Annotated in this window: 17 protein-coding genes; 15 read left to right on the forward strand and 2 right to left on the reverse strand. The window is 62.7% G+C overall.

The window, feature by feature from the left end:
• The first annotated feature begins 20 nt into the window (after positions 1-20).
• The 6 genes from KIT86_RS07860 (at position 21) to KIT86_RS07885 (ending at position 5,865) form a co-directional block, all read left to right on the forward strand.
• Positions 21-344 carry a 2Fe-2S iron-sulfur cluster-binding protein gene (locus tag KIT86_RS07860; RefSeq protein ID WP_056272074.1) on the forward strand — a complete coding sequence of 108 codons (324 nt, stop codon included), beginning with the start codon at positions 21-23 and terminating at the stop codon, positions 342-344.
• Positions 344-1,519, forward strand: coding sequence for an FAD-dependent oxidoreductase (locus KIT86_RS07865; protein ID WP_297397031.1), 1,176 nt, complete (start codon positions 344-346; stop codon positions 1,517-1,519). Before KIT86_RS07860 ends, KIT86_RS07865 begins: the two co-directional genes overlap by 1 nt.
• A 52-nt stretch (positions 1,520-1,571) precedes the next feature.
• Positions 1,572-2,327, forward strand: coding sequence for a glucose 1-dehydrogenase (locus KIT86_RS07870; protein ID WP_056272082.1), 756 nt, complete (start codon positions 1,572-1,574; stop codon positions 2,325-2,327).
• Positions 2,328-2,341: 14 nt separating this feature from the next.
• Positions 2,342-3,790 (forward strand): NAD-dependent succinate-semialdehyde dehydrogenase, encoded by a 1,449-nt coding sequence (locus tag KIT86_RS07875; RefSeq protein ID WP_056272085.1) that lies wholly within the window; start codon positions 2,342-2,344, stop codon positions 3,788-3,790.
• 75 nt (positions 3,791-3,865) lie between these two features.
• Complete coding sequence (locus KIT86_RS07880) at positions 3,866-4,918, forward strand: TRAP transporter substrate-binding protein (RefSeq protein ID WP_056272088.1); 1,053 nt, start codon at positions 3,866-3,868, stop codon at positions 4,916-4,918.
• On the forward strand, positions 4,915-5,865 hold the full coding sequence (locus KIT86_RS07885) for a 4-hydroxythreonine-4-phosphate dehydrogenase PdxA (RefSeq protein WP_056272090.1): 951 nt from the start codon (positions 4,915-4,917) through the stop codon (positions 5,863-5,865). The genes KIT86_RS07880 and KIT86_RS07885 overlap by 4 nt, the downstream gene beginning before the upstream one ends.
• Before the next feature lie 45 nt (positions 5,866-5,910).
• Here KIT86_RS07885 and KIT86_RS07890 read toward each other — a convergent pair whose 3' ends face one another.
• Positions 5,911-6,243 (reverse strand): ATP-binding protein, encoded by a 333-nt coding sequence (locus KIT86_RS07890; protein ID WP_321166262.1) that lies wholly within the window; start codon positions 6,241-6,243, stop codon positions 5,911-5,913.
• 280 nt (positions 6,244-6,523) lie between these two features.
• Here KIT86_RS07890 and KIT86_RS07895 point away from each other — a divergent pair, with 280 nt between their 5' ends.
• The 9 genes from KIT86_RS07895 to KIT86_RS07935 all read left to right on the forward strand — a co-directional run bounded on the left by KIT86_RS07895 (position 6,524) and on the right by KIT86_RS07935 (position 15,568).
• The gene (locus KIT86_RS07895) at positions 6,524-7,576 is read left to right on the forward strand and encodes a TRAP transporter substrate-binding protein (RefSeq protein ID WP_297397037.1); all 1,053 of its coding nucleotides are present in this window, start codon (positions 6,524-6,526) and stop codon (positions 7,574-7,576) included.
• 9 nt (positions 7,577-7,585) lie between these two features.
• Positions 7,586-8,368 (forward strand): SDR family oxidoreductase, encoded by a 783-nt coding sequence (locus KIT86_RS07900; protein WP_056272093.1) that lies wholly within the window; start codon positions 7,586-7,588, stop codon positions 8,366-8,368.
• Positions 8,369-8,376: 8 nt separating this feature from the next.
• Positions 8,377-9,843 carry an aldehyde dehydrogenase family protein gene (locus KIT86_RS07905; protein WP_297397039.1) on the forward strand — a complete coding sequence of 489 codons (1,467 nt, stop codon included), beginning with the start codon at positions 8,377-8,379 and terminating at the stop codon, positions 9,841-9,843.
• Between the two features lie 48 nt (positions 9,844-9,891).
• Positions 9,892-10,926: an aromatic ring-hydroxylating dioxygenase subunit alpha gene (locus tag KIT86_RS07910; RefSeq protein WP_056272099.1), complete on the forward strand. Its 1,035-nt coding sequence runs from the start codon at positions 9,892-9,894 to the stop codon at positions 10,924-10,926.
• A gap of 34 nt (positions 10,927-10,960) precedes the next feature.
• Positions 10,961-12,148: an ABC transporter substrate-binding protein gene (locus tag KIT86_RS07915; protein WP_056272102.1), complete on the forward strand. Its 1,188-nt coding sequence runs from the start codon at positions 10,961-10,963 to the stop codon at positions 12,146-12,148.
• 87 nt (positions 12,149-12,235) lie between these two features.
• The gene (locus KIT86_RS07920; RefSeq protein WP_297397042.1) at positions 12,236-13,099 is read left to right on the forward strand and encodes a branched-chain amino acid ABC transporter permease; all 864 of its coding nucleotides are present in this window, start codon (positions 12,236-12,238) and stop codon (positions 13,097-13,099) included.
• Entirely contained in the window at positions 13,096-14,088 is a 993-nt protein-coding gene (locus tag KIT86_RS07925) for a branched-chain amino acid ABC transporter permease (RefSeq protein WP_056272109.1), read from the forward strand. The genes KIT86_RS07920 and KIT86_RS07925 overlap by 4 nt, the downstream gene beginning before the upstream one ends.
• Positions 14,085-14,846, forward strand: coding sequence for an ABC transporter ATP-binding protein (locus tag KIT86_RS07930; RefSeq protein ID WP_297397046.1), 762 nt, complete (start codon positions 14,085-14,087; stop codon positions 14,844-14,846). The genes KIT86_RS07925 and KIT86_RS07930 overlap by 4 nt, the downstream gene beginning before the upstream one ends.
• Before the next feature lie 8 nt (positions 14,847-14,854).
• Positions 14,855-15,568 carry an ABC transporter ATP-binding protein gene (locus KIT86_RS07935; RefSeq protein ID WP_297397075.1) on the forward strand — a complete coding sequence of 238 codons (714 nt, stop codon included), beginning with the start codon at positions 14,855-14,857 and terminating at the stop codon, positions 15,566-15,568.
• Between the two features lie 36 nt (positions 15,569-15,604).
• Here KIT86_RS07935 and KIT86_RS07940 read toward each other — a convergent pair whose 3' ends face one another.
• Positions 15,605-16,354 carry an IclR family transcriptional regulator gene (locus KIT86_RS07940; RefSeq protein WP_056272116.1) on the reverse strand — a complete coding sequence of 250 codons (750 nt, stop codon included), beginning with the start codon at positions 16,352-16,354 and terminating at the stop codon, positions 15,605-15,607.
• Between the last annotated feature and the right edge of the window lie 90 nt (positions 16,355-16,444).

Consider the following 16,444-nt stretch of genomic DNA (forward strand, 5'->3'; position numbering starts at 1 on the left):
CTAGAAGAGAGAAACCCACGATGCCCCAGATCGTCTACGTACAACCCGACGGCTCCCGAGAAGCCGTGCCCGCCAGTCCCGGCGCTACCGTCATGATGACCGCTGTCGGCCACGGCATTCCCGGCATCGTCGCCGAGTGCGGCGGCTCCGCCATGTGCGCCACCTGCCACGTGTACGTGGACCCGGCCTCGATCGGCTTCCTGCCGCCCATCAGCGACGTCGAGGACGAAATGCTGGCCAGCGCCGCGGGCGAGCGCCGCGAACACAGCCGGTTGGGCTGCCAGCTCGCGCTGGCGCCCGGCGTGGACCAGCTGATCGTGCACATCCCGGAGCGGCAGGTCTGATGGCCCACGGCACCGTCATCGTCGGCACCGGGCAGGGCGGCTTCCAGCTCGCGGCCTCGCTGCGCGATTCGGGTTATGCCGATCCCATCACCCTGGTCGGCGACGAGCCCGGCCTGCCTTACCAGCGCCCCCCGCTGTCCAAGGCCTTCCTTCAAGGCAAGGTGGACGACACCGGCCTGCTGCTGCGCCCGCCCCCGTTCTACCAGCGCATCGATGCCCGCGTGCTCGGCGGCACGCGCGTGGCGCGCATCGACCGCGCGGCGCGTGGCGTGCACCTCTCCAGCGGCCAGACCCTGCCCTACGACCACCTGGTGCTGGCCACCGGCGCGACCGCGCGCACCCTGTGCGTGCCCGGAGCGGGGTTGTCCGGCGTGCACGTGCTGCGCGGTCTGGAGGACGCGCGGCGCATCCGAGAGCAACTGGCCCGCGCGCGCGCGGTGGCCGTGGTCGGCGCCGGCTTCATTGGCTTGGAACTCGCGGCCGTGGCGCGCGGCCAGGGCCTGCCGATGCACGTGATCGAGGCCACGGCACGGCCCCTGCTGCGCGCCCTCTCCGAGCCCATGGCGCGACACCTGCAAGCCTTCCACGAAGCCCAGGGCACGCAATTCCACCTGAACACGCAGCTCGACGCCATCGAAGGCGAGGACGGCCGCGCCACCGGCCTGCGCCTGCACGGCGGTGGCCGCATCGTCGCCGACCTCATCGTGATCGCGGTAGGCGTCACGCCCAACGACCAGCTGGCGCGCGACGCCGGGCTGGCGGTGGGCAATGGCATCGAGGTCGACGAGCTGCTGCTCACCAGCGACGCCGCCATCTCCGCGCTCGGCGACTGCGCGAACTTTCCGTTCGCGGCCGATGGCGGCTCCCGCGTGCGCATCGAGTCGGTACAGAACGCCGTTGATCAGGCGCGCTGCATCGCCGCGCGCCTGTGCGGTCAACCCCTGCCGTACGCCAAGGTGCCCTGGTTCTGGAGCGAGCAAGGCCCTTGCCGGCTGCAGATGGCCGGCCTGGCCGCGCCGGGCGACCGCAGCGACATCGAGGGCGATCCGGCCAGCGGCCGCTTTTCGGTGCTGCGCTACCGCGGCGATCAACTCAGCGCCGTCGAATCCCTCAACGACCCTGCCGCCCACATGCGCGCGCGCACGGCCCTCGCGCCGGTGCTAGCACCGACCTGAGCTCCCTCAGTCCCATTCGACATCCACACCTTCCCACAGAAAGAGACAACACATGACAGCAGCATCCCGGGTCATCGCGGTCACTGGCGGCGCCAGCGGCATCGGTTTCGCCTTCTCCGAAGCCCTCGCGCGCGCGGGCCACCAGGTCGTCATCGCCGACCTGCGCGGTGCCGTCGAAGCGGCCGAACGCCTCAGTGCCCAGGGCCTGAAGGCCATCGGCACGCAGACCGATGTGGTCAAGCCCGCCGACGTGGCGGGCATGGTCGAACAGGCCGTGAAGGCGTTCGGCCGGCTCGACGTGCTGGTGAACAACGCCGGCCTGTTCACCACGCTCACGCTCAAACCGTTCGACCAGATCAGCGACGCCGAGTGGATGCGGGTGATGGAGGTCAACACCCTGGGGCCTTTCGTGTGCGCCAAAGCGGTCGTGCCCGAAATGCGCAAGAACGGGTTCGGCCGCATCGTGAACATCGCGTCCACCACGCCGATCAAGGGCACGCCCAACATGCTGCACTACGTGGCCAGCAAGGGCGCGGTGATCGCGTTCACGCGCTCGCTAGCCCGCGAACTCGGCAAGGACGACATCACCGTCAACGCCATTGCCCCGGGCTTCACGCTGAGCGACGGTGTGCTCGACAACGACCTGCACAGCAAGATGGGCGACGTGGTGCGCAAGACCAGCCGCTCGCTGCAGCGCGACCAGGTGCCTGAAGACCTGGTGGGCGCCCTGCTCTTCCTAGCCAGCGACGGCGCGGGCTTCATCACCGGCCAGACCATCGCCGTCGACGGTGGCTCGGTATTCATCTGATCGGTTGACTCACCATGACCGACACCGCATACGGCAAGCCTTTCCTCTACATCGATGGCGAATTCATCGAAGGCGGCGACCGCCAACACCAGGACATCATCAACCCCGCCAACGGCGAGGTGATCGGCTCGTTGCCGCACGCGCGCCGCGACGACCTTGACCGCGCACTGAACGCGGCGCAACGCGCCTTCGAGAGCTGGCGCAAGAGTTCGCCGCTCGAGCGCTCGAAGGTGCTGCGCCGCGTGGCCGAGCTCACGCGCGAACGCGCACCGCAGGTCGCCCGCCAGATCACTCTCGACCAGGGCAAGCCGCTGAGCGAGGCGCTGCTGGAGGTGACCACCTGTGCCGAACACGCAGAGTGGCACGCCGAAGAATGCCGCCGCATCTATGGCCGCGTGATCCCCGCACGCCTGCCCCACGTGCGCCAGCTGGTGCTGCGCGAGCCCGTGGGCGTGTGCGTGGCCTTCACGCCCTGGAACTTTCCGTTTAACCAGGCCATCCGCAAGATGGTGGCGGCGATCGGCGCGGGTTGCACGCTTGTGCTGAAGGGGCCAGAGGATTCGCCGGGCGCGGTGATCGCGCTCGCGCGCATGTTCCACGACGCGGGTCTGCCCCCGGGCGTGCTCAACGTGGTGTGGGGTGTGCCGGCCGAGGTGTCGGACCACCTGATCCGCTCGCCGATCTCGCGCAAGGTATCGTTCACCGGCTCGGTGCCGGTGGGCAAGCAGCTGGCGTCGCTCGCCGGCCTGCACATGAAGCGCATCAGCATGGAGCTGGGCGGGCACTCGCCGGTGGTGGTGTTCGACGACGCAGACGTGGACGACGCGGCCCATCTGCTGGCGCGTTTCAAGGCGCGCAACGCGGGGCAGCTGTGCATTGCACCCAGCCGCTTCTTCGTGCAGGAGAAGGTGTACGACCGCTTTCTCGACACCTTCACGAAAGCCTACGGTGGCTTGAAGGTGGGCGACGGCATGGACAAGGACACGCAGATGGGCCCCCTGGCGCACCTGCGCAGGGTCGATGCCATGGAAGGCTTGGTGGCCGATGCGCTGGAGCGTGGCGCGAAGCTGGCCAGCGGCGGCACGCGGCTCGCTGGCCCTGGCTACTTCTACCCGCCCACCATCCTCACCGACATTCCCGACGACGCGCGCCTGATGGTCGAAGAACCCTTCGGTCCGGTCGCGCCGATCACGCGCTTCAAGGACACCGACGAGGTATTGAAGCGCGCCAACGCCCTGCCCTTCGGCCTCACCGGTTTCGTTTTCACCGGCTCCATCAAGACCTCGGAGCGCATGGTCAACGGCCTCGAGGTGGGCATGGTCAACGTGAACCATTTCGGCATCACGCTGGCCGAGACGCCGTTCGGTGGCGTGAAGGACAGCGGCATCGGCAGCGAAGGCGGCAGCGAAACCTTCGACGGCTACCTCGTCACTAAATTCGTTTCGCAGGCAAGCCCTGCTTGATCACCAGTACTACAAGAAGCCAGCACCGCCCAGGGGGCCGGACCCGCCTTTCCCTTCAATCCAGGAGACAACCTCATGATGCAACGCAGAACCCTCATCAAATCGGCGGCGGCAGCCGCTTCCCTTGGAGCCCCCACCCTTGGCGTCTTCGCCCAGCAAGTGGTAACCCTGAAGTTCCATACCTTCATGGCGCCGACCTCGAATGTCTATCTCAATGCACACAAGGCATGGATGTCGAAAGTGGAGAACGACTCGGGCGGACGTATCCGCTTCGAGGGCTTTCCTGCCATGCAGCTGGGGGGCTCACCAAGTCAACTTTTCGACCAGGCACGGGATGGTGTTGTCGATATCGTATGGACTTTGGCTGGACTTACCCCCGGTCGATTCCCTCGGACCGAAGTGTTCGAACTGCCGTTCATGACCATGGACGGCATCGGAGCGTCGCGTGCCGCCTGGGAGTACCTCGAAACCCACGCCAGCGATGAGTTCAAGGACGTCCAACCACTCGCTTTTCATACCCATGGTCCAGGAGTGCTGCACTCGAAAAGCAAGGCCATCAACAGCGCTTCCGACCTGCGCGGCCTGAAGATGCGAGGGCCGACCCGCCAAGCGACTAAGTTGCTCGCAGCAGCAGGAGCATCCGCGGTAGGCATGCCGCTGCCACAGATTCCAGACGCGCTGTCCAAAGGCGTCATTGACGGCGCAGCCTTGCCTTGGGAAGTGATTCCTTCGGTCAAGGTGCATGAGCTTGTTCAGCACCACAGCGAGTTCGCGCCCGGCAAGCCAGCTCTTTACAACACGGCGTTTGTGATGGTGATGAACAAAAGAAAATATACATCGTTGCCTCCGGATATCAAAAAGGTGATCGACGACAACTCGGGCCTGGAAACCTCGGCTTGGTTCGGCAAGGTGCAACAAGATCATGACCCCATCAGTCGCAAGATGGCGACCGATCGAGGCAACAAGGTACACGTGTTCAGCGAATCGGAAACCAGCGAGTTTGTCAAACTGACTGGCACCATCGCCAGCGAATGGGTCCAGGAGATGGACAAGCGCGGGCAGGACGGTGCCAAGCTCTTGGCTGGCGCAAAGGCGCTCATTGCCAAACATAAACCAAAGGCTGCATGAGCGGCCTTGCGCGCCTGGCCATCTCGATCGGCGATCCGAACGGCATCGGACCGGAGATCACGCTAAAGGCACTTGCCACTCTGACAGAGTCTGAGCGCGACCGTATTACGCTGTTCGGCCCGAATTCGGTGCTGCGCCGCTGCGCCGAGCAATTGAACCTTAGCGGGATGCTAGATGGTGTTCGTTGCAACGAGGTAGGCGCCCTCGATCCGGCTGCAGCTGTACCTGGTCGCATCGACGCGGCCGCTGGCGCCTCGTCGGTGGCCAGCGCTACGGCGGCCATTCAGGCTGCGCAGGCTGGCGAGTTCGACGCCGTGATCGCCTGTCCTCACCACGAGACAGCGATCACGCAGGCAGGTATAGCGTTCAGCGGGTACCCCTCTCTTGTGGCGCGTGTGTGCGGCCAATCTGCCGACTCCGTTTTCTTGATGCTGGTGGGGGCGGGCTTACGCATCGTGCACGTCACGCTCCACGAGAGCGTTCAAACAGCACTTGATCGTCTGAGCACCGACCTGATCGTGCGCGCCACTCAGGCAGGCATCGTCGCGTGTCAGCGGCTGGGCGTGGAAACGCCTCGCATCGGCATGTTCGGTATCAATCCACACGCATCCGAAGGTGAGCTTTTCGGACCGGAGGACGCTCGCTTGATGGTGCCTGCGGTGGCGCAGCTGCGCTCAGCAGGCCACCATGTCAGTGGGCCCACAGGTGCAGACACGCTGTTGGCAAACAGGCAGCACGATCTCTATGTGGCCGTCTTCCACGACCAGGGTCACATTCCAATCAAGTTGCTGGCGCCCCACGCCGCAAGTGCCCTCAGCGTGGGAGGCAACGTCGTGCTGTCCAGTGTCGGGCATGGAAGTGCCATGGACATCGCCGGCAAGGGAATTGCCAGTCCCGAGGCCTTGCTTCGCACGATTTACCTGCTGAACTCCACGCTGAGCGAGTGACTTCCTAAATTTGACAGTCTCCTCCTATGGTCAACCCAAACTGCGCTAACAAAGTCGTTCGAATTCCGACTGTTCGGGTGCGATCGCGATTCGTGAGGCGGACTGCTTCAGACGGTAGCTCTTGCCTTCGAACCCCAGCGTCGAGCAGCGGTGTATCAGTCGATCAAGGATGGTGGTGGCCATGGTGACGTCGGCCAGGTACTTGCTCAGGTCCTGCACCAAAAGATTTGAGGTGATGACGATGGCGCGGCGCAGGTTGTAGCGCTGGTGAACGATGGCATAGAGGAGTTCGTCGCTGATGTCGGCGATGCGCCGGGCCAGAGACTGGTCATCTAGCACGAGCAGGTCCGAGGACTCCACACATCCCACGGCCTGCACGCTGGTGCTTGGCTGTGGCGAACATGAGGACTCGGTCCTTGCGGTTCTCGTCGTGATCTTGTGGATTTGGCGATAGCGCCGGATGTTTCGTGCCGACCCAGCCTAACAACATCGAAGGTCATTTAGGTAACCGCTCACGACGCCCCCAGTGTTTACCCTGATTTCGTGGAGTGAACATAACCGTAGAATGAACAACATAATCACCAGACGGACAATCCGGATTGCGAACTGGATCAAGTCTCACTTCCTAGGTACTCACGCCTTCTCCTCAATTCACCAAATGATCAACCGCAGAACCATCGTTCAGTTGGCAGTAGGGATGGCCTTGGGCGCTCCCTCGCTGACAGGCTTTGCTCAGCAGTCGATCACTTTGCGATTTCACACTTTCATGTCTCCCATGTCCAACGTATGGGTCAGCATGAACAAGGTATGGATGGAAAAGGTGCAACGGGAATCAGATGGGCGCATCCGGTTTGAGGCGTACCCCGCGATGCAGCTTGATGGCGCGCCTGTGCAGCCATACGACCAGGCACGGGATGGCGTGGCTGACATCGTTTGGACACTGACCGACTATTCACCTGGAGGCTTTCCTTGCAGCGAGGTGTTTGTCCTGCCGTTCATGACGACCAACGCCGAGGCTACTTCCAAGGCTTTCTGGGAGTTCATCAAGACAAAAGCGTCCAACGAACACAAGGAAGTGCATCCCATTGCAGTGCAGGTTCATAGGCCGGGGATGCTCCACACCCGCGACCGCCTCTTTGAGGCTCCGTACGACTTGCGCGGCCTGAAAATGCGCGGTCCAACCAGACAAACTACGAAGATGCTGGGATACCTCGGCGCCAATGCTGTGGGCATGCCGCTGCCCAAGATTCCCGACGCACTGCAAAAGGGGCCTCTCGACGGTTGCGTGATCCCTTGGGATGTCGTTCCCTCCGTAAAGGTGCACGAATTAACGAAGTTTCACAGTCAGTTCGATCCAGCCAGTGGCGCGCTCTACACCACGACATTCGTGATGGCAACAAACAAACGGAAGTACGAGTCCCTGCCGCCAGATGTCCGGAAGGTGCTGGACCCCAACTCGGGCATAACCGCTTCTGCGTCCTTGGGGCGCGCCCACCAATGTGGCGACGACCCTGCCCGCAAGTTGGTGGAGGCACGCGGCAACGTGACCCATAACTTCGGGCAGGTCGAAGCCCAAGAGTTCAGGCGCGCAGCAAGCCAGGTAGAGGTCGAATGGGTCAAGGACATGGAGAGCCGCGGCTTCGATGGTCGCGATCTTTTGTCAACAGCCCGGGCCTTGATCGAAAAACACACAAAAACTACCAAGACATAAAGACACTCCATGAATCAACTGCCCAAAGAAAACACCCCACGGCTGGCCAACCGGGTTGCGATCGTGACCGGCGCGGCGCAAGGTATCGGAGAGACATACGCTCGTGCATTGGCTCAAGAAGGTGCCTCCGTGGTCTGTGCCGATGTGCTGGACGCCACCGGGGTGGTCAACCAGATCATTGAGAAGGGTGGCCGGGCGGTGTTTGTCCACACAGACGTGACGTCCCGCGAATCGGTGGAGAAGATGGTTGGGTCCGCACTTCAGGCGTTCGGCCGCATTGACGTGCTGGTCAACAACGCCGCAATTTTCGGCAACCTTGCCCTCAAGCCGTTCGAGCAGATCGAGTCGACCGAGTGGGACAAGGTGATGTCCGTCAACGTGCGCGGCTCCTTCGAGTGCGCCAGAGCGGTCAGCCCCGTGATGCGTCAGCAGCGCTACGGCAAGATCATCAACATCGCCTCCGGCACGGTTTTCAAGGGCACGCCGCTCTTCCTGCACTACGTCACCTCCAAGGGCGCCGTGGTGGCGATGGCGCGCTGTCTGGCGCGTGAATTGGGTAACGACAATATCTGCGTCAATACACTGGCGCCGGGCCTGACCCTGAGCGCCAATGTCAGCGCAAATCCCGACTGGCAAGGCTCAATCGCTTCAGGCATCGTTTCGTCCCGCTGCATCAAGCGTGATCAGGTACCCGACGACCTGACCGGCACCTTGATCTACCTCGCCAGCGCCGACAGTGACTTTGTCACCGGTCAGGTGATTGTGGTTGATGGCGGATCGGTCACACATTGAGCACTCCTATGCACGCCACAGCAGAACTCTTGATCGATGGCCGGTGGATGCCCGCCAGCCAGGGCCTCGAAGTGCCCAGCCTGGACCCGGCCAACGGCAGCCAGATCGGTTGCTTCAGCGCTGCCACCCGGGCAGACGCAGAGGCGGCCATTTCGGCTGCACGCAGAGCCTTTGAAAAGCCCACGTGGGCCCAGTCGCCGCGGCTGCGGCAGAACGTGATGAACGAATGGGCAAGCCGGCTAGAGCACAAGGCTGAAGCACTGGCCCAACTGCTAACGCAAGAGAATGGCAAGGTGATCGCGCAATCGCGGGGTGAGCTGATGGGAGCCATCTCGGAGATCCGTTACTACGCGGGTCTGGCCCGGCACATACCAGGCCACGTGCTCGAGGTGGAACCCGGCGTATTTTCCACGATGCTGAAAGAGCCGGCCGGCGTCGCCGGCATCATCGTCCCTTGGAACGCTCCCGTGATCCTGCTTATCCGGTCGATCACCCCCGCGTTGGCCGCTGGCTGTACTTGCGTGGTCAAGCCTGCACCGCAGTCCGCACTCATCACCGCTGCGGTGATCAGGGAACTGGCCGACGTGACTGGACTGCCGCCCGGTGTGGTGAACCTGGTGAGTGAGCAAGGCCACGACGTGGCGCAGTTGCTCACCTCCTCGCCAGAGGTGGATGTGGTCAGCTTCACGGGCTCCAACCTGACGGGGCAGCGCATCATGGCCGCCGCTGCTCCCACTATGAAGAAACTGTCGCTCGAACTGGGTGGCAAGTCATGCTGCCTGGTTTTTGAAGATGCCGATATCGACCACATCGCGCCTCAACTGGCTGCCGCTGCGACGGTCATCTCTGGTCAGCAATGCACGGCGGCGCGCCGGGTGTTGGTTCACGCGTCACGCTATGAGGCGATGAAAAAAGCGCTGGCCAATGCACTGGCGGCAATCAAAGTGGCGCCCGGAAATACCCCGGGCGCCCAGATGGGTCCCTTGATCGATCTCTCTACCACTGAGTTGGTGCAACGTCGCATCGAGCAGGCGATGGACGACGCAGACGAAGTGATCCTGCGCGGTCAGCGTATCGGCGGAAACCTGCGGCTTGGCGGGTTTGTCTCGCCCACCTTGGTCGCGCACCGGGATGCCAGTGCATCTTTTGTCCAAGAGGAGATTTTCGGCCCCTTGGTCGTGCTGGAAAAGTTTGAAACCGAAACCGAAGCGGTGGCGCGGGCCAATCACACCGAGTTCGGGTTGTCCGCGAGTGTCTGGACCGAGCAGGGCGCGCGCGCCTGGCGTATCGCTCGAGCGCTGCGCAACGGCACCGTTTGGATCAACGACCACAACAAGCTGTGCGCTGAAGCGGAGACCGGCGGCTATCGCCGCAGTGGCTTGGGCCGTCTCCACGGCTTTGACGCGTTGATCGATTTCACCGAGATCAAACACATCTATCAGAACGTAGGTGTGCTTGATCCACCCAAGGGCTGACTCCACAAGCCTGCCCGAATCCTTAGTACTTATAGGAGAGAACGAATCATGTTTCCCAAAAACACGTGGTATGTAGGCGCTACGCCCAGCGAACTCGATGGAAAGCCCCTTGGCCGCAAGATTTGCGGCGAGTCCATCGTGTTTTTCCGTGGCCCCGACAACAAGGTGGCCGCTGTCGAAGACTTTTGCCCCCACCGCGGTGCTCCGTTGTCGCTGGGCAAGGTTGAAAACGGCAAACTGGTTTGTGGCTACCACGGTCTGGAAATGGGTTGCGATGGCAAGACGGTTGCCATGCCATGCCAACGCGTGGGCGGCTTCCCCGCCGTGCGGACGTATCCCGTAGTGGAGCGCTACGGGTTCATCTGGGTCTGGCCTGGCGATGCGCAAGAGGCCGACCCCTCCAAGATCCACCATCTGGCCTGGGCCGATGACCCCGAGTGGGCCTACAGCGGTGGGCTGTACCACGTCAAATGCGATTACCGGCTCATGATCGACAACCTCATGGACCTGACTCACGAGACTTACTTGCACCCGAACTCAATTGGTCAAAAGGAAATCGATGAGTCGCCGCCCAAGACGCGGATGGATGGAGACTGCGCCATCACCGAGCGTTACATGGAGGGCATCATGGCGCCGCCATTCTGGCGTGCGGGCTTGCGCGGAAACAACCTGGCCGACGATGTTCCAGTGGACCGGTGGCAAATCTGCCGCTTCTATCCGCCAAGCCATGTGCTGATCGATGTGGGTGTGGCGCACGCGGGCAAGGGCGGCTTCAATGCAGACCCCAAGGTCAAAGCCTCCAGCACAGTCATCGACTTCATCACACCTGAAACCGAGTCCTCGACCTGGTACTTTTGGGGCATGGCCAGGAACTTCAATGCGCAGGACCAGGCGTTGAGCGAGCAGATCCGCACCAGCCTGAGCAAAGTTTTCTCCGAGGACCTCCAGATGCTGGAGATGCAGCAGCAGAACCTGGAGCGCAACGCCGGGCGCAAGCTACTGAGCCTGAACATCGATGGCGGTGGCGTGCAAGCCCGCCGCATCATCGATCGGTTGCTGGTTGCGGAAAAATCCGCTGCCTGATGTTTTCCCGATCCCACCACAACAGGAGACACAGATGAACTCACGGCGCTTTGTTTTGACACGAGGAGCCGCGCTGATCGGCGCGGCCTCCAGCGGAATTTTGTTGCCCCGGTGGGCGCAGGCGCAAACCAGCAATCTGCGGGTTGGCCTGATGCTGCCGTTCACAGGTACCTTTGCCCAGCCCGGTATCGCCGTCGAAAACGGCTTCCGGCTGGCGCTGGCGCAAAACGGCGGCAAGCTCGGTGGCCGCGAGGTGGAGTTCTTCAAGGTCGATGACGAATCCAATCCGGCCAAGGGCATCGAGAACGCGACCCGCCTGGTAATGCGTGACAAGGTCGACGTGCTGGTGGGTTCGGTGCACTCGGGCGTGCAGATGGGCATTCACAAGGTCGCACGCGATACAGGAGTTCTCAACATCATTCCCAATGCCGGCGTGCACGTGGCCACCCGGGCCCAGTGTGCGCCCAATGTGTTTCGAACCAGCTTCACCAACGCCCAGCCTACCCTGGCTTTGGGCAAGGCCATGGTCGACCGAGGCCACAAGAAGGCGGTGTGGATCACCTGGAACTACGCCGCAGGCGACGAGGCCTTTGAGGGTTTCGAAAAGAGCTACACCGAAGCCGGTGGCACCATCATCAAGAAGCTCGGCCTGCCCTTTCCCAACGTGGAGTTTCAGTCGCTGTTGACCGAGATTGCGTCTTACAAGCCCGACGCCGTGGCTTGCTTCTTCGCCGGTGGCGGTGCAGCCAAGTTCCTGCGCGACTACGCTGCGGCCGGCCTGAACAAGACGATCCCACTGTACGGCTCGGGCTTCCTGACCGAGGGCGTGCTCGATGCAGCAGGCGAAGCTGCCGAGGGCGTTCTCACCACGCTGCACTACAGCGACTCGCTGGATATCCCGCGCAACAAGCAGTTCCGCCTCGACTATGTAAAGGCGTTCAAGGCGCAGCCCGATGTGTATGCCGTTCAGGGATACGACGCGGGCTTGCTGCTCGTCAAGGGTGCCAACGCAGTCAAAGGCGACTTGTCGAACAAACCGGCACTGTACGCAGCGCTGGAAGGCGCCACCATCGACAGTCCGCGCGGGAAATGGACCATGAGCAAGGCCCACAACCCGATCCAGGACATCTACCTGCGCCAGGTGGTCAACAAGGACAACAAGGTGATCGGCATTGCTCAGAAGGCTGTGGCCGATCCCGCCACGGGTTGCCGCATGGGTTGAGTCTTTCGCGCCCCGGTTGTCCTCCAGCGGCGGAGTTCGTCCAAAAGATGTTCCGCCGCTTTTCTTCGTCCTTTTGTTCCTTAACTCATGGATTTCGCCAACTTCCTCATCCAGTTGCTCAACAGCCTGCAGTACGGCCTGTTGCTGTTCATGCTGGCCGCGGGCCTCACGCTGATCTTCGGGATCATGGGTGTGGTCAACCTGGCGCACGGCAGCTTCTACATGCTGGGCGCTTACCTGGCCTGGTTTCTGGTGGGCCAGTTCGACAGTCTGGTGCTCGCCATCGTGGTGGGCACGGTGATCGCCGTGGCGCTGGGCTGGGTGCTGGAGTGGACCCTGTTCCGGCACTTCTACCACCGCGACCACCTCGACCAGGTGCTGCTGACCTTCGGTCTGATCTACATCTTTGAAGAGGTGCGCTCCATCCTCTGGGGCGACGACGTGCACGCGGTGCAGGTGCCCGAGGTGCTGAACTGGTCGATCCCGCTGACCGAGAACCTCTCCTACCCGGTCTACCGGCTGGTAATGTCGGGCGTGTGCATCGCGCTGGCGCTCGGTCTGTACCTGCTCATTTCCAAGACCCGCCTGGGCATGAAGATCCGCGCCGGTGCGTTCAACCGCGAGATGACCGAATCGCTGGGCATCAACATCCGCCTGATCCACGGCGTGGTGTTCGCGCTGGGCGTGGCGCTGGCCGCCATCGCCGGCATGATCGCCTCGCCCATCGCGAGCGTTTACCCCGGCATGGGCAGTTCGGTGCTGATCATGTGTTTTGTGGTGGTGGTCATCGGTGGCATCGGCTCAGTGCGTGGCGCGCTCGTGGCCGCCCTGCTCGTGGGCCTGGTCGATACCTTCGGCAAGGTGCTGGTGCCGCAGATTGCCGGCATGGCCGTCTACATGCTCATGGCCGCCGTGCTGCTCTACAAGCCCGAAGGGCTCTTCAAACAATGAGCTCCCCCAAAGCCCAACTCGAAAAGCTGCCGCGCAGCATCCAGGCCATCCTGGTGCTGGGAGCCATCGCGCTCGCCGCGTTTCCACTCATCCCCGTCACCGGTAGCGACTTCTACCTGCAGATGCTCTCGCAGATGATGATCCTGGCGATCTTCGCCATGAGCCTGGATCTGCTGCAGGGCGTTACCGGTCTTGTGTCGCTCGGACACGCGGCTTACTTTGGTCTTGCCGGCTACGCGCTGGCTTTCCTCACCCCGGCGGACACTCCCATCAGCCTGTGGTGGTCCCTGCCCGCCTCGGCGCTGGGCGCGGGACTGGCCGCGCTCGTCATCGGCTTCTTCTTGGTTCGCACCCACGGTATTTACTTCATCATGGTCACCATGGCGTTCGCCCAAATGGTGTTCTTCCTGTTCTTCGACAACAAGGCGCTCGGGGGGTCGGACGGCGTGTACGTGAACTTCCGCCCCACCGCCTCGGTGTTCGGCTGGAGCGGCATCGACCTCGAGAACAAGACAACCTTCTTCTACTTCACGCTCCTGCTGCTCGTGCTGGTCTATGCCTTCCTGCGCCGCCTGTTGTTCTCTCCTTTTGGCCGGGTGCTCGCGGGCATTCGCGTGAACGAGCACCGCATGCGCGCGGTGGGCTTTGGGACCTTCGGCTACAAACTCACGGCCTTCACGCTAGCAGGGGCGCTGGCCGGCGTGGCGGGCTTCCTGTGGGCCGCGCAGACCGGGTATGTGAACCCCGAGTTGATGGGTTTCCACATGAGTGCACACGCCATCATGATGGTCATCCTCGGGGGCATGGGCAATTTCGCTGGCGCCATCGTGGGGGCCTTCGCGTTCGAGTACGTGATGCACTTCTTCAAGGACCTCACCAAACACTGGCAGCTGCTCATGGGCACGTTCATCGTGCTGGTGGTGGTGCTGGCGCCGCGCGGCTTGCTGGGTCTGGTGCAGCGCTTCGCCAGCCCGAAGGAGCGCCCATGAACGAACTGCTGCTCTCCGCCCGCAACCTGACCAAGCGCTTCGGGGGTCTGGCCGCCGTCAATGATGTGTCGGTGGACCTGCACCGTGAACGCATCCACGCGGTGATCGGCCCCAACGGCGCGGGCAAGTCCACCCTGACCAACCTGCTCTCGGGCGACCTGCCGCCCACCTCGGGCCGCATCACGCTCAACGGCGTCGAGACCGCCGGCAAGACCCCCGAGAAAATCTCTCGCCTGGGACTGGGCCGCAGCTACCAGAAGACCAACATCTTCCTGCCCTTCACCGTGTGGGACAACGTGCGACTGGCGGCCCAATCGCGCGAACGGCATGTGCCGTGGAACCCGCTGCGCTGGGTGTCCTCGGCCAGCGCCATGGGTGCCGTGAACCAGCGCTGCGAACGTGCGCTGGAACTCGCCGGCCTCACAGAGCGCGCCGACGTGGTGGCCGGCACCACCAGCCACGGCGAACAGCGCCAACTGGAGATCGCCATGACCCTGGCCACCGAACCCACCGTGCTGTTGCTCGACGAACCGCTGGCCGGCATGGGCCAAGCCGAGGCCGAGAGCATGGTGGCGCTGCTGCTGCGGTTGAAAAAGGACCACGCCATCATGCTGGTGGAGCACGACATGGACGCCGTGTTCACCCTGGCCGACCAGCTCACCGTGATGGTGAACGGCCAGGTGATCGCCAGCGGCACGCCGGCTCAGGTGCGCGGTGATGCGTCGGTGCAAGCGGCTTACCTGGGTGAGGAACACTGATGAGCGCTTTGACGAACGCATTGGTTGAGGCCACCGGCCTGCACACCCACTACGGCGCCAGCCACATCCTGCGCGGCATTCACTTCACCGTGGGCCAGGGCCAGACGATCGGCCTCATGGGGCGCAACGGCATGGGCAAGTCCACGCTGCTCAAATCCATCATGGGCATCGTCAAGCCCAGTGGCGGCCAGGTGCATGTGAAAGGCCGCGACATGACCGGCGCACCCACGTTCGAGATCGCCCGCATGGGCCTGGCCTACGTGCCCGAGGGCCGTGGCATCTTCGGCAACCTGAGCGTGAGGGAAAACCTGGTGATGTCGGCGCGTGCCGGCACCAAGGGTCAACGCGACTGGACCTATGACAGGGTGCTCGAAACCTTTCCGCGCCTGGCCGAACGCCTCAACCACGGCGGGCAACAACTCAGCGGCGGCGAGCAGCAGATGCTCACCATCGGCCGTGCGCTCATGACCAACCCCGACCTGCTGATCCTCGACGAAGCCACCGAAGGCCTTGCGCCGCTGATCGCGCGCGAGATCTGGCGCATTTGCGGCCTGATCCGCGAGAGCGGCATCAGCAGCATCATCGTGGACAAGAACTGGAAACACGTCACCCAGATCACCGACCGCAACGTGATCCTGGTCAAGGGCGAGGTGGTTTTTGAAGGCAGTTCCGAAGAGCTCCTGTCGAAGCCCGAACTGCTGGAGCAGCACTTGGGTGTATGAGAATCAGTGTCGCCCCGGCCGGCCCCTTGAAGCTAGCTAGCGCTGCCCAAGTGCTTGCGAGAGTTTCCGTGCTTCTTCCTTGAGGAGCGTAACAAATACGCTGACACGCGCTTGGTCCACGCGCACACCAGGACCGAAAACGGCCAAAGATCCCATGACTTTGTCGTTCCCCAGAAAAAACGGCACAGCAACCGCCACCGCGCCCTGGATCAATTCGTCCCGGCTTATCGCATACCCCTGTTCCCGGATCTGCTGCAGCCTGTCGAGATAGGCCGATACATTGACGGCTTCTCCGCTCTTGTTCAGATAGCTTTCGGGTGTGGGAACATGGGCAAGGATGGCACGCCCGCTAGCGCCCAACGTCACGTCTTCCCGATAGCCCAAGCCGCGTTTGAAACTGAGCGGCTGTGCGCTGGGCAATTCGGCCACACAGATTCGACTGTTGCCCTGGTGAACAAGCAAGGCAACAGTCTCGCCCGTCTGGTCCCACAAGCGGCGCAGCATCGGTTGCGCCAGGGTCGCTATGTCAAGACTGGAGCTCCACACGTGTGCAAGGTGCGCCACCGAGGGACCTAATTCGAAGCGCTGAGGATCACCGGACGACACGATGAACCCGCTGTGTTCCAGCGTGCGCAACAGCCTGTACAGGGTTGGACGGCTCAGGTCCACCCGCTTGAGCAGCTCACCCGCTGTCAGTTGGTGGTCGGTTGCCGTGAACGCCATGAGGATTTCCAGCGCTCTGTCCACGGCCCGGACACTCTCGCCCGGTTTTTCAGTTGGTCCCATAACTCCACCCAAGGTTGCACTTCTATCATGGTACCCGCCAACCAGTCCACTTGATGGACTGACTATTCAAAACTTGACAGAGCTCAATCG

The sequence above is a fragment of the Hydrogenophaga sp. genome (genome assembly GCF_026125825.1).
GTDB lineage: Bacteria > Pseudomonadota > Gammaproteobacteria > Burkholderiales > Burkholderiaceae_C > Hydrogenophaga.

What these genes read in the sequence shown, in the direction of transcription:
- KIT86_RS07860 (WP_056272074.1), top strand. Translation starts at nt 21, where the DNA reads ATGCCCCAGATCGTCTACGTACAACCCGACGGCTCCCGAGAAGCCGTG.
- KIT86_RS07865 (WP_297397031.1), top strand. Translation starts at nt 344, where the DNA reads ATGGCCCACGGCACCGTCATCGTCGGCACCGGGCAGGGCGGCTTCCAG.
- KIT86_RS07870 (WP_056272082.1), top strand. Translation starts at nt 1,572, where the DNA reads ATGACAGCAGCATCCCGGGTCATCGCGGTCACTGGCGGCGCCAGCGGC.
- KIT86_RS07875 (WP_056272085.1), top strand. Translation starts at nt 2,342, where the DNA reads ATGACCGACACCGCATACGGCAAGCCTTTCCTCTACATCGATGGCGAA.
- KIT86_RS07880 (WP_056272088.1), top strand. Translation starts at nt 3,866, where the DNA reads ATGATGCAACGCAGAACCCTCATCAAATCGGCGGCGGCAGCCGCTTCC.
- KIT86_RS07885 (WP_056272090.1), top strand. Translation starts at nt 4,915, where the DNA reads ATGAGCGGCCTTGCGCGCCTGGCCATCTCGATCGGCGATCCGAACGGC.
- KIT86_RS07895 (WP_297397037.1), top strand. Translation starts at nt 6,524, where the DNA reads ATGATCAACCGCAGAACCATCGTTCAGTTGGCAGTAGGGATGGCCTTG.
- KIT86_RS07900 (WP_056272093.1), top strand. Translation starts at nt 7,586, where the DNA reads ATGAATCAACTGCCCAAAGAAAACACCCCACGGCTGGCCAACCGGGTT.
- KIT86_RS07905 (WP_297397039.1), top strand. Translation starts at nt 8,377, where the DNA reads ATGCACGCCACAGCAGAACTCTTGATCGATGGCCGGTGGATGCCCGCC.
- KIT86_RS07910 (WP_056272099.1), top strand. Translation starts at nt 9,892, where the DNA reads ATGTTTCCCAAAAACACGTGGTATGTAGGCGCTACGCCCAGCGAACTC.
- KIT86_RS07915 (WP_056272102.1), top strand. Translation starts at nt 10,961, where the DNA reads ATGAACTCACGGCGCTTTGTTTTGACACGAGGAGCCGCGCTGATCGGC.
- KIT86_RS07920 (WP_297397042.1), top strand. Translation starts at nt 12,236, where the DNA reads ATGGATTTCGCCAACTTCCTCATCCAGTTGCTCAACAGCCTGCAGTAC.
- KIT86_RS07925 (WP_056272109.1), top strand. Translation starts at nt 13,096, where the DNA reads ATGAGCTCCCCCAAAGCCCAACTCGAAAAGCTGCCGCGCAGCATCCAG.
- KIT86_RS07930 (WP_297397046.1), top strand. Translation starts at nt 14,085, where the DNA reads ATGAACGAACTGCTGCTCTCCGCCCGCAACCTGACCAAGCGCTTCGGG.
- KIT86_RS07940 (WP_056272116.1), bottom strand. Translation starts at nt 16,354, where the DNA reads ATGGGACCAACTGAAAAACCGGGCGAGAGTGTCCGGGCCGTGGACAGA.